This window comes from Kitasatospora sp. NPDC093102 (assembly GCF_040683915.1).
Taxonomy (GTDB): domain Bacteria; phylum Actinomycetota; class Actinomycetes; order Streptomycetales; family Streptomycetaceae; genus Kitasatospora.
The window spans coordinates 39,221-53,971 of the sequence record NZ_JBFBFA010000026.1 but is presented as its reverse complement, the minus strand read 5'-3'; the positions used below and the strand labels follow the sequence as shown (position 1 = coordinate 53,971).

General features: G+C 74.4%; 11 protein-coding genes. All 11 read right to left on the bottom strand.

Annotated elements, in window-relative coordinates:
• Positions 1 to 3: 3 nt before the first annotated feature.
• Positions 4 to 3,003, bottom strand: coding sequence for an NHLP bacteriocin export ABC transporter permease/ATPase subunit (locus tag AB0O11_RS26725; RefSeq protein ID WP_363391871.1), 3,000 nt, complete (start codon positions 3,001 to 3,003; stop codon positions 4 to 6).
• Positions 3,000 to 5,177 (bottom strand): NHLP family bacteriocin export ABC transporter peptidase/permease/ATPase subunit, encoded by a 2,178-nt coding sequence (locus AB0O11_RS26720; RefSeq protein ID WP_363391869.1) that lies wholly within the window; start codon positions 5,175 to 5,177, stop codon positions 3,000 to 3,002. The genes AB0O11_RS26725 and AB0O11_RS26720 overlap by 4 nt, the downstream gene beginning before the upstream one ends.
• Complete coding sequence (locus tag AB0O11_RS26715; protein ID WP_363391867.1) at positions 5,174 to 5,713, bottom strand: hypothetical protein; 540 nt, start codon at positions 5,711 to 5,713, stop codon at positions 5,174 to 5,176. Before AB0O11_RS26715 ends, AB0O11_RS26720 begins: the two co-directional genes overlap by 4 nt.
• A 242-nt stretch (positions 5,714 to 5,955) precedes the next feature.
• Positions 5,956 to 6,156: a hypothetical protein gene (locus AB0O11_RS26710; protein ID WP_363391865.1), complete on the bottom strand. Its 201-nt coding sequence runs from the start codon at positions 6,154 to 6,156 to the stop codon at positions 5,956 to 5,958.
• Positions 6,156 to 6,344 carry a hypothetical protein gene (locus AB0O11_RS26705; protein ID WP_363391863.1) on the bottom strand — a complete coding sequence of 63 codons (189 nt, stop codon included), beginning with the start codon at positions 6,342 to 6,344 and terminating at the stop codon, positions 6,156 to 6,158. Before AB0O11_RS26705 ends, AB0O11_RS26710 begins: the two co-directional genes overlap by 1 nt.
• A 65-nt stretch (positions 6,345 to 6,409) precedes the next feature.
• Positions 6,410 to 6,559 (bottom strand): hypothetical protein, encoded by a 150-nt coding sequence (locus tag AB0O11_RS26700; protein ID WP_363391861.1) that lies wholly within the window; start codon positions 6,557 to 6,559, stop codon positions 6,410 to 6,412.
• A 73-nt stretch (positions 6,560 to 6,632) separates the two neighbouring features.
• Positions 6,633 to 10,115 (bottom strand): hypothetical protein, encoded by a 3,483-nt coding sequence (locus AB0O11_RS26695; protein ID WP_363391859.1) that lies wholly within the window; start codon positions 10,113 to 10,115, stop codon positions 6,633 to 6,635.
• 149 nt (positions 10,116 to 10,264) lie between these two features.
• Positions 10,265 to 10,834, bottom strand: coding sequence for a WhiB family transcriptional regulator (locus tag AB0O11_RS26690; RefSeq protein ID WP_363391857.1), 570 nt, complete (start codon positions 10,832 to 10,834; stop codon positions 10,265 to 10,267).
• A gap of 137 nt (positions 10,835 to 10,971) precedes the next feature.
• Positions 10,972 to 11,829, bottom strand: a complete 858-nt coding sequence (locus tag AB0O11_RS26685; RefSeq protein WP_363391855.1) for a GDSL-type esterase/lipase family protein — start codon at positions 11,827 to 11,829, stop codon at positions 10,972 to 10,974.
• Between the two features lie 150 nt (positions 11,830 to 11,979).
• Positions 11,980 to 14,058, bottom strand: a complete 2,079-nt coding sequence (locus AB0O11_RS26680) for a hypothetical protein (protein ID WP_363391853.1) — start codon at positions 14,056 to 14,058, stop codon at positions 11,980 to 11,982.
• Between the two features lie 140 nt (positions 14,059 to 14,198).
• The gene (locus AB0O11_RS26675) at positions 14,199 to 14,669 is read right to left on the bottom strand and encodes a hypothetical protein (RefSeq protein WP_363391851.1); all 471 of its coding nucleotides are present in this window, start codon (positions 14,667 to 14,669) and stop codon (positions 14,199 to 14,201) included.
• Between the last annotated feature and the right edge of the window lie 82 nt (positions 14,670 to 14,751).

Sequence of the window (14,751 nt, the reverse complement as noted above, 5' to 3'; positions counted from 1 at the left end):
AGCTCAGTCCATGTCCAGCTGCCGGCGCGCGAGCTGGTGGAAGAGGCCGTCCCGGTCGGCGAGCAGCACCGCGGGGGCGCCGTCCTGGACGATCCGGCCCTGGTCGAGCACGATCACCCGGTCGGCGAGCAGGATGGTGGACAGCCGGTGGGCGACCACGATCCGGGTGGCCCGCAGCTTGCGGGTGCTCTCGGTGACGATCCGCTGGGTCTCGTTGTCCAGCGCGCTGGTGGCCTCGTCGAAGAGCAGGATCCGGGGCTGCCCGACCAGCGCCTTGGCGATCATCAGACGCTGGCGCTGGCCGCCGGAGAGGGAGCTGCCGCCGTCCGAGACCACGGTGTGCAGGCCCATCGGCATGGCGGCGATGTCCTGGCTCAGGCCCGCCATTTCCACCGCCTCCCGCACCTCGGACAGCGGAAGTTGGCGCGCGCCGCGGATGTTCTCCAGGATCGAGCCCCGCAGCGGCCTGGTCTCCTGGAGGACGACCCCGCACTGCCGGCGCACCGCCGCGGAGTCCAGGCCGCTCAGGTCCTCGCCGTCGTAGTGCACCGAGCCCGCCGTGGGCCGCTCGAAGCCGATCAGCAGCCGCAGCAGGGACGACTTCCCGCAGCCGGACGGGCCGACGACGGCCACGAACTGCCCGGGCTCGATGCCGAGGCTGATGTCCTTGAGGATCGGCGGACCGTCCTTGCCGTAGCTGAAGAAGACGTTGCGCAGCTCGATCCGCCCCGAGAGCGTGCCCGGGGCCTTGACCGCCGCCCGGTCCGCGGGGACCTCCGCGGGCTCGGCGAGGATCGGGGCGAGGCGCTCGAACAGCGGCACCACGGCTCCCAGGGAGGCCAGCGCGCCCGCCAGTTGGGCGGTGGCCGAGAGCTGGAGCGAGAACGCGACCGAGAAGCCGAGGAAGTCCGCGACCGAGAGCCTGCCGCCGATCCCCGCGGCCACCAGGGCGTACAGCAGCACGGTGGCCAGCGGCACGTAGAGCGCGCCGAAGACGGTCATGGCGTTCTGGTTGCGCTGGACCTTGCGGGTCAGCTCCCGGTTCCGGGCGAACTCGTCGGCCCAGGCCCGGTAGGCGAAGTTCTCGGCCGCCGCCACCCGGAGCTTGGGAAGTCCGCGCAGGGTCTGGAACACCCGGTCGGTCAGTTTGTTGCCGAGTTCGACCTGCTGGCGCTGCCAGCGCAGCTGGCGGGCGGTGAGCACGCCGATCACCCCGGCCCCGCCGACCGCCGTGACCAGTGAGAACAGGGTGAGCGGCAGGCTGTAGAAGCACTCCAGGGCGAGGTTGGCGGCGCCGAGCAGCAGCGAGTGGCTGACGGTGACCCCGACCCCGGACACCACGTCCCGGATGCGGCTCACCCCGAGCGCGCTGGCGGCCAGTTCACCGGTGGTGTACCGGGAGAAGAAGGCCGCCGGGGCCCGCAGCAGCCGGTCCCAGACCCCGGCCTGGACCCCGGCCTCGAACCGGCCCTCGGCGCGCAGCACGGCGAGGTTCTCCACCACGCCGAAGACCGCCGCCGTCAGACCGGCCAGGACGACGCCCAGACAGGCCAGGCCCACCATGCCGGGTTCGTCGGCCGGGATGAACGAGCCCAGGATCTGCCCGGTCATCACCGGGACGACGAGACCGAGCAGCGCCCCGGTCGCGCCGCCGACCAGCATCCGGCGCAGGTCCGCGCCGCTGCCCCGCAGGCCGAACCTGACCAGGCCCAGGGTGCTGGTGACGCCGTCGCCGATCGGACGGTAGAACATGGTCGCCGCCGGCACGAATCCGGCCGCGACCGTCTTGGTCACCCGTTCCTCGCGCCCCGACACGGGGTCGACCAGCCGGTAGCCGCCCCGCTGCCACAGCAGGGCCACCGGGCGGCCGTCCGTGGAGAGGTGGCCGATCAGCGGGCCGACGTCGGTGCGCCACCACGGGCCGGCCAGCCGGATCCGGCGGGTGCGGACCCGGGAGGCCAGGGCCATCCGCTCGACCGGGTCGAGCGTCCGGTCGGTGCCGCTCGGGGCCTGGACCAGGCTGATGCCCGCCGCCTCCGCGACCAGCCCGGCCACCTTGGCCACGGCCTCGTCCCAGGTGCCCGCCGCGGCGGGTTCGGAGGCGTCCTCCGGCCAGGCCGCGCCGTCGGCCGTCGGATCGCCGCCCTCCGGCCCCTCGGGCCCCTCGGGCCGCTCGGCCGGGGCGTCACCGGCCGTGGCTCCGTCGGCGCCCCGGCCCAGCTGGGGCCGCAGCCGCTCCCGGGCCTCGGCGAGCGCGGCGTCACCGGCCGCCCGGCCCGCGAGCAGCCGCTCCTGGGCCTGCTCGCCCCGGGCGGCGGCGACCTGGTCGAGCAGGTAGCGGGCCCGCTGTTCGGCGGCTTGCAGATGCGGCCAGAGCGAGCCGTCCGCCAGCAGTTCGTCGGTGCTGCACGCGGCGAGGACCGCGTCCGCGTCCGTCCGCAGCACGTCCCCCGCGGGCAGGGCGAAGACCTCCCCGGCGTCGAACCGGCCCTGGCCGGTGGTCACCGGTCCGCCGCCCAGGGCGATCCAGAGCAGATCCCGCTCCGCGACGGCCTCCTGCCCGGCGCTCAGGGCGCTGCATCCGGCGCCGATGGCCACCGGCTGCCCCACGGCCGCCGGGCCGCCGCCGACCCTGCCGCGCACGACGTCCAGCAGCTGCCGCACCCCGAGCTCCACCGCCCGTACCAGCGCGGCCCGTTCGGGGGCCGTGGCGGCCTCCAGCCGGCGCCGGTCCAGGCAGTGCAGGGTGACGCCCGGTTCCATCCGCAGCACCAGGATGTGGCCCGGTCCGGGCCGGCAGCTCGGCAGCGCGGCGCCGGGGTCCAGTCGGCCGAGGAAGCGCCAGCGCCCCCAGCCGCCGTCCGCGACCGCGAACAGGTCGGCCGGGCCTCCCGACGCCAGCCACAGCCGGTCCCGGCCGAGCAGGGCCACTTCCGGTTGGGCGACGGTCTCGCCGAAGGCCGCCAGCACGGCCGCGTCCGTCGTCTCCTGGCTGTCCGTCATCGGTTGCGCACCAGTTCCGCGTAGGCGCCACCGGCCGCGATCAGATGCGTGTGGGTGCCGCGTTCCACTACTCGCCCCCGGTCCAGGACGATGATCTCGTTGCTGTCGCGCACCGTGCTGAGCCGGTGGGCGATCACCACGCAGGCGCAGCCGCGCCGTCGCAGGTGGTCGGCGATCCGCAGTTCGGTCTCCGCGTCCAGCGCGCTGGTCGCCTCGTCCAGGATCAGCACGCTCGGGTCCCTGACCAGTGCCCTGGCGAGTTCCAGCCGTTGGCGCTGGCCGCCGGAGAAGTTCCGGCCGCCCTCCTCCACGCGGGCGTGGATGCCGCCGGGGCGGCGGGAGACGGAGTCGTACAGCTCCGCGTCCCGCAGCGCGGCGATCACCGCCTCGTCCGGGATCGACGGGTCCCACAGGGTGACGTTGTCCCGGACCGTCCCCTCGAACAGGAAGACGTCCTGGTCGACGAGGGCGACCGAGGCGGCGAGCACGCTGCGCGGGATCTCCTCGCGCGGCCGGCCGTCGAAGCGGATCGCCCCGGACCAGGGCTGGTAGAGGCCCGCGACGAGGCGGGACACCGTCGACTTGCCACTGCCCGAGCCGCCGACCAGGGCGACCTGCTGGCCGGGGCGCACGGTGAAGGAGAAGTCGGAGAGCAGCGCGGCCCCGCGGGTGCTGAAGCCGAAGGTCACCGCGTCCACCTCCAGGTGGCCGGCCAGCTGGCGGATGACCTCGGGCTCGGGGATGTCGAAGCTCGGGTCCGGCTGGAAGTCCTCCACGTCGCGCAGCCGGGCGACGTCCTGCCCGAAGTCCTGCACCCGGCCGGCCACCGAGCTCAGCTCCCCCACCGGCTTGACGAATCCGGCCGACAGGGACTGGAACGCCACGATCAGGCCGATCGAGACATGGCCGTCCAGCGCCCGCAGGCCGCCCACCAGCAGCAGCAGGGCGCTGTTGACCACGGACAGCAGCGGCGCGACGGTGGCGAGCAGCGCGCCGGAGACGCCGACCCGCTGTTCGGTGTCCATCAGCGCGGCGTGGTGGCCCGCCCAGCGGGCGAAGTGCGAGCTCTCGCCGCCGGTGGCCTTGAGCGTCTCGATCTGTTGCAGGCCGTCGAAGGAGACCGCCCAGAACTTGGCGCGGTCGGCGCGGAGTTTGGCCACGCTGCTCTCCCGCAGCCGCATCGCGACCCGGAGCACGGCGATGTTGAGCAGCGCCGCGCCGACTCCGATCAGGGTCAGCTCCGGGTCGTAGAACCACATCAGGGCCGCGTAGACGACCACGACGACGGCGTTGACGGCGGTGGCGACCACGTCCCGGGCGAGGATCTGCGCGATGGCGTTGTTGGTCTCCAGCCGCCGGGTGAGCTCGGCCGGGCTGCGCTGGGCGAAGAACCTGATCGGCAGTCGCAGCAGGTGGTACAGGAACCGGGCCTGGCTGAACGTGGCGGCGACCAGGTAGATCCTGGCCAGGCTCCCCTGCTGGACGGCCGTCAGTGCCCCGACCGCCAGGATCGCGGCGATCATCGCGACGAACAGCGGCGCCGCGGAGTCGGTGTGCGTCCCGGCCAGGACGGAGTCGACGAAGGACCGGGTGAAGGAGGCCATCGCCACGCCGCCGAGGATCAGCAGCAGGCTGGTGAGCACGGCGAGGACCAGGGAGGTCCGGGTGCCGCCCAGCCGGTCGCGCAGGCCGGTCAGCGCGGTCGCGCGCCGGCCACCGGCGGTGAAGCCCTCGCCGGGGGTGAAGGTCAGCACCACGCCGGTGAAGGCGGCGTCGAACTCCTCGGGGGTGACGGTGCGCCGGCCGGTGGCCGGGTCGTTGAGGAAGACCGCCGGACGGCCGAACCGGGTGCCGGTGCCCTCGTACACGACGAAGTGGTTGAACTCCCAGAACAGGATGGCCGGCGTGGGGAGCGTGCCGAGCGTCTCCGGCTCGGCACGGAAGCCCTTGGCCTCCAGCCCGTACTCGCGCGCGGCCTTGACCAGGTCCGAGGCGCGTGAGCCGTCCCGGGAGACGCCGCAGGCCAGCCGCATCTCCTCCAGCGGGACGTACCGGCCGTGGTGGGCCAGCACCATCGTCAGCGCGGCGGCGCCGCACTCGACCTCCTCCATCTGGAGGACGGGGCGGGTGCGCACCGGGCGCCGGGCCCGCGGCTTCTCCTTCGTCGCCGTCATGATCCGCTCACCAGGTCGACCGGACGCACCGGGGCGAGGTGGACGGAGGCGCTCAGCGGCAGGGCCTTCGACAGCGAGACCTGCCCGGCCGGGATCCGCACCACGACCAGGGCCGCGCCGGGGGGAACCCTCGACGCGTCCTTGGGCAGCTGGGCCGTCACCGCGGCCCGCACGGCGGCGGTGGTGGCGGTGTACGAGACGGTGCCGCGCAGGTGCCCGGCGGGTGCGGTCGGCGGTACGCCCGGCACGGCGAGCGAGACGGCGCTGCCCGCCGTCACCCGGTCGGCGTCCTGCCTGGCCACGTACAGCACGACCACCGGTTCCCCGGCCGCCCGGGACGCCGGAGGCGGAGCGATCACTCCGGTGGCGGTCATGGTGCGCGGCAGGCTGCCGGTGAAGGCCCAGAGCGTCCCGGCGGTCACCAGCACGGCCAGCAGTACGCCGGCCGCCCGGCCGCCGGTGGCGGCCAGGCGGATCGGCAGGTCCAGTTCTTCGGCCTGCTCAAGGCGGGCCATCGCATTGCGGCGGTATTCCATCCGTGCCGCCCTCCCCAGGTGAATGCGTAGGTTTTGACAGGAGGCGTCGACGACGGACGTCGACGCGGAAACAGGCGGGGCCGACGGGCGCCCGTGCGGGCCGCCTCGGAACGACCGGGAACGACCGCGAGGGCCGGAGCCGGTGACGGCTTCGGCCCTCTCGGGTGGGCCCGCGGGCCCCTGCGGCGCCGGCCGGGCCGCGCCGCCTCGGGTTCGCCGACGGTGGTGCCTCGGGGTGCCCGTCAGCTGTGGTGGTAGTGGCGGGCCAGCTTCTCCTGGTGGTGGAGCACGTGCCACAGGTGCGCCTGGGAGAAGAGGGTCCCGTACTGCTTGACCGCGACGTTGGCGGGCTCCGGGCCGGAGCCCCGGCCTCCCGCGGCGACCGCGTCGAGTTCGGCGTCACCGAGCTCGACGGCGCCCGGGTCGCCCATGCGCTCGCCCATCACGACCCGTTCGGGGCCGAGAGCCCGATGGCCCACCCGTGGTGCCCGTGGTGGCGGTGGTGGCGCTCCTTCTCGGGGATCGGCCCGGTGCTGATGACGACCGGCGCCACGGCGGCGGCGCCGCCGGCCACCTGCTCCAGCTCCGCGTCGTCGAGCCGGACCGCACCGGCGGTGACGGTCTCGTTCATCTTCGGTCCTCTCTTCCGGCCCGGACCGGGGCCCGGGCCGGAGCGGTGGGTGCGGGAGGGGGACGTCAGCCCTGGCGGCAGTTCATCTGGTCGCCGATGTTGCGGAACAGCGCGGCCAGGTTCTGCTCCAGCGAGGTGCCGTCGCCGCCGGCGACGGCGTCCAGGTCCTCGTCGGCCAGTTCGAGGACCTCGGTGTGGTTGGTGAGCTCACTCATCACTGCACTCCTTCTGTGTCGTGGCGACCGGCGTCGCTCCGGCAGAGGGAACGGGGCCCGCCCGGCATCGGGTTCACCCCTGGCCGACGCCGGCGTCCGGCCTGCGGGAGGCACGCCCGCCGAGGTTGACCGCCGTCCCGACCAGCCCGGCGTCGGCGAGGCTCTGGAGGGTCAGGGGGACGTCGCCGAAGACCTCCTTGGCCCGGTGGGCGCGCTTCCACAGCGGGGTCAGGACGGACGGGTCGACCTCGGCCTGCAGGGAGCGCAGGCCCGCGAACGCGCGACCCGGGATGATCTCGGCCCGTACCGCCAGCTGGTACAGCTCGCGCGGGAGAGCGCGCCGTGCGAACGGTCCGCCGTAGGCCAGCCGGTCCAGTTCCCTGGCCACGGCGAAGTCCCGGGCCGACGGCTCCCCCCGGAAAAACGGCAGGTCGTAGACCTTGTGGATGTGGTGGGCGACCCGCCGCTTGGCGTCGCCGGGATAGCCGAACTCCTTTCCCATGACCACCGGGAAGGCCGGCTTGCCGTCGGTGCCGACGGTCCGCGCGAACTCCCTGAGGTCGCCCGCCATCGTCTGCGCGTCCTCCTCCGTCAGGGCCTGGTGACGGTTCGTCCCCCAGTTCACCACCACGTGCTCGACGTCGTTCCAGTCGAGCGGGCCGTGGATCTGGCTCTCGAAGTAGTTGGGCTGGTAGTTCCAGCGGTTCACGATGTGTGCCGGCGGGTCGTAGAGCCGGTCGTCCTTCACGAGTTGCTTCAGCTCGGGGTCGTGGGCGAAGTTCGTCGCGTCGGCGAGGGCGATGCGGACGTTGAAGCTGGGTCCGTAGGCCAGCAGCGGGAAGAGGTGCTGCCGGTCGGTGTACGAGAGGGCGCCGTCGGTCGTCAGCGCGGAGCTGCTGTTCATGGGGGTGTACGTGGCGCGGGCGGTGACGGACGGCTTCCACTGGATCACCACGTTGCCCCATTCCTGGTGGCTCCCGGCCCACTGGAAGTTCGCCACCGGCGCCGCGTACCGCGGCGGTTCGGCGGTGTCCTTGGGAGCGAGGAAGGGCTCGGTCGAGCCTCCGACGAAGCCCGCCAGCTCGTTGCCCGGTTTGAGCTCGAAGACCGAGCCGTAGCCGAACAGGCTCTCCTTCAGCGCGCGGTCCTGATGGCCCGAGCCGAGCTCCCAGGTGTTGGGGAAGGAGGCCTTTCCTGTGGTCATGGCCGTCCCGACGGTCTTCGTGCCCTCCTGGAGGTCCGTCCAGTACGAGCGCTTCGCCTCCCCGGTCAGGGACAGGTTGGTGACCAGCGGCCACACGACCGAGACACGCTCGTGCGCGGCGTCGGCGATGCGTTCCAGCTGAACCGGGTCGTCCACGGGGTAACTGGTCCCGAACTCCGAGTTCAGTTGACCGATCCGGTGGATGGCGGCCTGGCGGTCGCGGCCGTGGTGCTCGGCTCCCCGGAGCTCGGCGCCGAGCAGAGCCCAGGCCTGGTTCTCGGTCAGCCCGGCCCATTCCGGGCGGTACTCCGGATCCCCCGGGTCGAGCCGTCGCTTCAGCATCTCGATCTCCAGGCCGTCCGGCACCATCATCCGGACGCCGCTGTCAAGGACCTCCTTCAGGTTCTGATGGCCGACGTCGTCGGCGTGGATCGTCAACGGGAGCCGCTTGCCGGTCCCCCCGCGCCCGCTCACGTCCACCCGGCGCCCGTCGCTCAGCACCCGGTCCGGCGTGAGGTCGGGCTCCGGGGCGGGAAGGGCAACCGCGTCGAGGACCAGGCCGTGCTCCGAACTCCCGCCCGCCCTGGAGGATTCGGGCTGACCGTCGGCCGCGTGGTCGGCGGGCGCCGACGGATCGGGGCCGTCGTCCGCCCCGGCTGCTCCCCAGTGCGGCCGGTCGTACGCGGTGGCGAAGACCTCCGCGGCCGCCGTCCAGGCCTCCTTCCGTTCCGGGGAGTACGTCGCCCCCGGCCCGTCGACGGCCTTGCCCTTGAGGTCGCGGGCCATGACCTCGGCGAGTGTCGGCGAACCCTCCGTGGGGTGCCCCGTGGCGTGCGCGGCATGCTCCCCCGCCAGCATCAGGCGGTACTTGAAGGTGTCGACCTCGTGCTGCGTCGCGAGGCCGCCGGCCCTCAGGTCGGCGACGCCGCTGGCCATGGTCGTCAGTGCCTCCTGGCGGCCCTTGGGCAGCGCCTTCCACCACCGGTGCGCCTCGGCCCCCGACACGGCGTCGGCCTCCGCGACCAGCGGGTTCTCCCTGGCCTTCGCCACCGCGAGCGGCCAGTGCGGGTTGCCCACGCGGGCATCTGCGCCCCGGTAGGGCAGGCTCGGGTCCACTGCGGGGGTGGTCGACAGCCGGGTGAACCGGTCCTCGTCCGTGCCCGGGTGCTGGAGCGCCCCTTCGCCGTGGGTCGGTCCGGGGGCGGCTGCGGCGGCCTCCTCCGCGTGCCCGGACGATGCGACGTGCTCCGGCGGACCGGGCACGTGCCCGGGTTCGGGGACGGGCACGTGCCCGGGCTGGGCCTCGTGCTCGGAGGCCGGCAGCATCGCGTGGTCCCGTACCGCCGTGGGCTCGGGCGCCCCACCGTGCGGGGGCGGCGCGGGGTGGTAGGTCAGGGCCTCGTGCACCGTCCCGACCACCGGCTCCCCACCGTGCGGCGCGGTTCGGGGCAGGAAGGCGTGCGGCACCACCGTGAAGTGCTCGCGCAGACCGCCCACCAGGCCCAGGCCGCCGCCGAGGCCGGCCGCCGTGGTGAAGGTCTCCGCGGTCCAGGGCCCGCCCTGCACGCCGGTGGTCAGCACGGCGCCGAGTTCGCCTCCGGCCACGCCGCCCAGGACGCCGCCTGCGGCCTTCCGCAGCAGCCCGGGCGCGACCACTTCCCCGGCCAGCCCGCGGCCCGCGACATCGCCGAGCGATCCCGCCATGCCGCCGAGCACCGACATCGCGAACGAGGTGGCGTCGAACCGGCGCCGGGTCCCGTCGACCAGTTCGACCGCCTGGATCCCCGCGTCCTGGACCGCGCCGAACAGTGCGGCGCCGCGCAGCGAGACCAGCAGCCCCTCCACGGTCTCGCCCAGCGAACGCCGGGTGCCGGCGACCACCTCGGGGATGAGCAGCGCGGAGGCCCCGGCGGAGGTCGCGCACGCCCAGGCCAGCTGGGCGATCGCCCACAGGGCCGTCACCACCTGGCAGCGGATCATCCACTGCGCGTAGTCGATCTGGGCGGCCTGCTCCTCCAGGAGGTCCGCGCCCTCGGCCAGGGAGGAGCCGCACCCCTGGACGTCTTCACCGACCCCGGCGACCATCGCACCCGCGGCCGTGCCGGCCCCGCTCCCGGCCAGGTCCCGGGTGAGCGAGACGGCCCCCTTCCGGAACACCGCCCCGGCCTGGTTCAGCCCGACCCCGGCGGCCCGCACCCTCACGGCGGCATCCGCCAGCCGTCGCGGATCGACCTTCGGGAACGGCGTGCCCGACGCCGCCCCCATGAACCACTCGTACCAGCCCCCGACGTCCTTGTTCGACTTGCCGAAGTTCATCAGCCGGCCGAGTGCATCCGTCCAGTTCGTCGCCATTGCCTGAAAACCGCCTCGTTAACGCCTGTATCGCTTTCATGTCAGACCTCTTGTCGATCGAGATGTGACGTACGGCGGCACCTGGCCGCCTCAGAAGATACGGGGCGATCCGGACAACGGGTTCGATCACGGGCCGTCCGGCGGGGAACTCAGGCGGCGGCGCCGAACGATTCGGCCTCGTCCTCCTCGTCGACGGCCGGGACGAGGTGGCGGAACGCGGCGGCGTTCTCGGCGGTGTTCCGCAGGGTGCGGACGGAGTCGGGGCTCAGGCCCATCGCGTCCGCGATGGCCGCCTCCTGCCAGCCGGCGGAGACCAGATGGAACACCACCGCCGGGCGGCTGGTGGCCGCGACCGGCACGGCCTCCCCGGCCAGCAGCCGCCCGGCCTCCTCCTGTCCGAGGGTCTGCAGGCGGCGCGCCTCGACGGCCAGCCGGCGCCGCTCGGCGGTGGTCATCCCGCCCCACACGCCGATCTGCTCCTGGCCCCGGATCGCCACCGCCAGGCAGGGCTCGCGGACCGGGCACCCCCGGCAGATCCGCTTCGCGGCCTCCTCGTCGGCGCGGCTGGCGGTCTCCCGCCCCGACGGGAAGAACAGTTCGGGATCGACCACCCGGCAGGACGCGGACGGCAGCCACTCGTGCTCGGGCAGGATCCGCCCGGGCTGGTGCGCGCTGGGGAACTGTCGGCTGCGGGCGGTCCGACGTACGGCGGTCGGCATGGTCGGCCTTTCGGATCGGTCGGGGTTCTCACGGGTGACGACGGGGTGGAGGGCCCGGTCGGATCAGCACCGCCGGATCAGCGCGGCCGGGGTGGGGCCGGGCGACTCGGCGGCCGCCCGCCCCCGGCCCGGCGCGGTCAGCCCATGACCTTCAGGAAGGCGGCGGCGATCAGCCCGTACCCGACCGGGTTCGGGTGCAGGTCGTTGGCGGTGCACATGGTGGTGAAGAGGCAGATCTCGGCGACGTTCAGCGGCAGCGTCCCGTAGCCGGGCACCGGCAGGCTGTGGTCGAAGTCGTCGGTGTTCCAGACCGCGTTGGCGTCGGCCCAGCGGAATCCGGCGGCCTGGTAGACCTGCTGCTCAAGGGAGTTGAAGGTGCCGACCAGCTGGACCGACTGCCGGGCCAGGGTCTGGCCGGAGGGGCCGGAGAGCCAGGCGGCGAGCAGCGGGTCGTGGGTGCCCATGCCCGCCGACACCGGCGTGCTGGTGCCCGCGGCGGCACGCAGGCGCTGGAGGATGCCGGTCAGGTTGGTGCCGACGGTCTGGAGGGCGGCCGGCACGCAGGCCATGTCGACGGTGCCGCCGGCCGCGCAGGCGTTGACGTCGTTGCCGCCGATGTTCAGGGTCAGGTAGGCCACCTGGCCCTGGTGGCGGCTCAGGAAGTCCTCGCCGGCGGCGAGCTGGCTCGCGAAGGAGCCGTAGGAGCACTTGCCGCCGTTGATCATCGTGACCGTGGTCTCGCCGCTGCACCCGAGCTTGACCAGCTGCAGCTTGGGGTGGGTCAGCTTGAGCGCGGCGTAGACGTCGTCCACGTAGCCCTGCGAGGTGTCGCCGAGACCGGGCTGGTAGCCCTGGGAGAGCGAGTCGCCGAAGGACACGTAGTACGTCGGCTGGGCCGGGGAGCCCGCGGTGGCCGCGGAGGCGGTCGTGGCACCGGGGAGGGCGAGCGCGAGGGCGGTGGCAGCGGCCACCGCCAGCGAGCGGAACAGGCGCATGTCGCGAACTTCCGTTTCTCGGGGGATCACGGGGTCGTCGGGCCCCGTGTGACCGAGCTAACGGCGGTGCTCCCACCTCCGGTTCAGCGGTCTTCGGACTTCCGTACGGACCTGTTCGCGAACCCTCTCGTAGCCCCCCGCCCCGGGCGCTCAGTCCACCACCGCGCCCTCCTCCCGGCCGAGGATCACGCCGGTCAGCGGCCGCCGGGTGAACGGGTCCAGGCTGCTCAGCCCGGCGACCGCACCGCCCAGGGCCGCGACCGGAAGGGGCGCGCCGACCGCGTCCCGGGCGATGGCGGACAGCCAGGCGGTCTCCACCACCAGCCCGGCCCGCCGCAGCAGCATCCCGTAGCCGCGCACACCGTGCCGCGCGGTCGCGGCCGCGATGCTGCCGACCGCCACCAGCAGCGCCCCGGCCCGGGCGTGCCCGGGGGTTCCTGTGGCGTCCTGCCAGCACTCCTGGGAGAACTCCCCGAGCCACCGCCACCCGGGCCCCTCCCCGGCCACCCGGTACACACCGGGGCGGACGCCGGTCACGCTGCGCGCCAGCACCAGCAGTTCCAGGCCGTTTCCGGCGGCGGCCTCGCCCGGGTGCAGGGTGGCGTCGCTCCACAGGGCCTTCGGCAGTCCCCCGACGAGTACCCGCTGGGGCAGCGGGACGTCCGCGAAGGCCTGGACCTGGCGGCGCATGGTCAGCGTGAGCGCGGCGGGAAGCCGGGGCGGGGTGTCCGGCGGCATGGCCTCGGACGGCACCGGCAGCCCGTGGCCGACGCGGTAGCGCTCCGGCACCGGCTGCGGGACGCCGACCGTCGCGGCGCCGGTCACCAGGCCGGCGACCAGGCGGTCCCGGTCCGGCGGCAGCGGCAGGACGGCGCCCGGTACGCGGCCCGGACGCCCGGCGGGGACGGCCGGGGGCGGGGCGGGGAGCGGATCGGGCCGGCCCGGCGTCGCGGACATCCGCACCACCGCGACGATCGGCTCGCGGACCCGGTCGGGATCGAGCCCCAGCCCCACGCGCAGGCCCGTCAGGTCCTCGGTGTCGAGCCTGTCGAGCAGCTCGATCCGCCGGCCCAGGGCCGCTGCCGAGCCGACCAGCCGGGCCAGTCCCGCGCCGGTCTCGGTCATCACCGAGCGGGTCAGTCCCGCGCCGTAGCGGGCGGCCAGCCGGGCCGGGGCCGCCGTGCAGACCAGCAGCGCCCCGGAGGAGCCCCCGATCAGCTCGTCCGTGGTGGTGTTGCCGGCGCCGGCGCGCAGCAGGGCGTGGGCGTCCGCCGAGTAGTCGTAGCAGCCGTCCTCGATCCCGGGCATGCCCCGGACGGCGACGTGCACGGTGAACGGGGCCGGCTCGGCGAACTCCTCCCGCAGGCCGACGGTACGGGCGAGCAGCAGCGCCAGGTGGTCGGCGCCGACCGAGCCCCGGCGCGGCAGCTGCCGGGGGCCGGAAGGCTCGGCGAGGGCCCGGGAGTAGCGGAACCGTTCGGGCAGCGGCAGCCGCGCCGCCGGGCGGTCCTGCGCCCGGTCGAGGGTGCGGGCCGAAGGTTGCGCCGCATCCGGCGCGGCGGGCGTTCCGGGCCCCGTGCAGGAGAGTTCGTACCCGACGACGAGGGCGAGCAGCTCCTCCAGTTCCGCCTCGGCCGCGCTCGGCACCGATCCGGCGGGGCGGGCCGAGTGCGGGCGGCAGACCGTGCAGTCCGGGCGGGCCATCGGCAGCCCCTCGCTCGCCGCGCCGGTCCGGGTGTCCAGGCGGACCGCGCGGACGCGGGGCGCGGCGCGGCCCTCCAGCATGGCCAGGACTTCGCCGTACAGCTGCTCCTGCTGACCGGCGAGGGCTGCCGCGGTGTCCTCGGCGGCGTCCGGGGCCGGGCCGGCCAGGTCCAGCGCGGCGCCCAGGCACGGCGGGCAGAGCGCGGCGTCGCGGTCCATCAGCGGGCCGGTCACGCTCACCGGCCCGCGCACGTGCCAGGGCAGCACCGGTACGTCCGAGGCCTGGCAGTCGGCCCAGAACCGCTCGACGGTGGCCTCGGCCACCGGGTCCTCGTCGGGGAACACCGCGAGCACGGCGAGGGCGACTCCGGCCAGGTCGGGCACCGGGCCCGGGAGTTCGCCGCGGGCGACGTCCGTTCCCCGGGCTTCCAGTCGGCGGGCGAGCGCGTCCAGCCGGGGCGGCGGCCCGCACAGCAGCACCTTCGGCCGCGCCGCCCGCCCCTCGTCGGCGCCGTTGGTCCGCATCTCATCCACTCCCGCGCTCGGTTCCACGGCGGTCCTCCGCCATGACCGGACATCATGACGAACGGCGCCAATGCGAAACCAAGTCCCCGCCAACGAGCGGTCCGCCGGCGGATCGGCACGGTACCGGCGAGGCCGGCGGATCAGTGCCCGAGCCGGCCGTCGCCCGGCGCCCAGACCGGCTCCTGCTCCGGGGTCTCGGCGGGCCTGAGGATGAAGTTCGCGGCCCGCTCCAGCGTCGACTCGTCCGGCGACGGGCGCTCGCCGTCGCCGTCCAGTACGTGGCTCAGGAGCCCCGGGTCGGGGGCGAGGCCGTGGTGCTCCAGGTAGTAGGTCACGGTGTCGGTCCAGATCCACCGGCCGTCGGTGCGGAAGTTCATCGGGACGACTCCGCCGCGCCCCGGATCGACCACGTCCTCCATCAGCATCGGCGTGATCAGCACCTCGGTGCCCGACTTCAGGTAGTCGGCGACGGTGCCGAGGACGTCCAGGTCCTCGATCCTCGGGTGGTCCGGTGCGAATCCCGGTCCGGCCACCGGGTCGACGTGGTCGAAGACCCTCGCCACCGCGAACTCGGGCCCCAGGCCCGTCGGTTGGTCGTTCAGTGTGGTCATCCCCGTGTTCCCGCCTCACTGCTCCGGAGGGCGCCGCGGACGACGCCCTCGCTTGGTCGGGCGCCGCGTGGGTCGGCGTCCA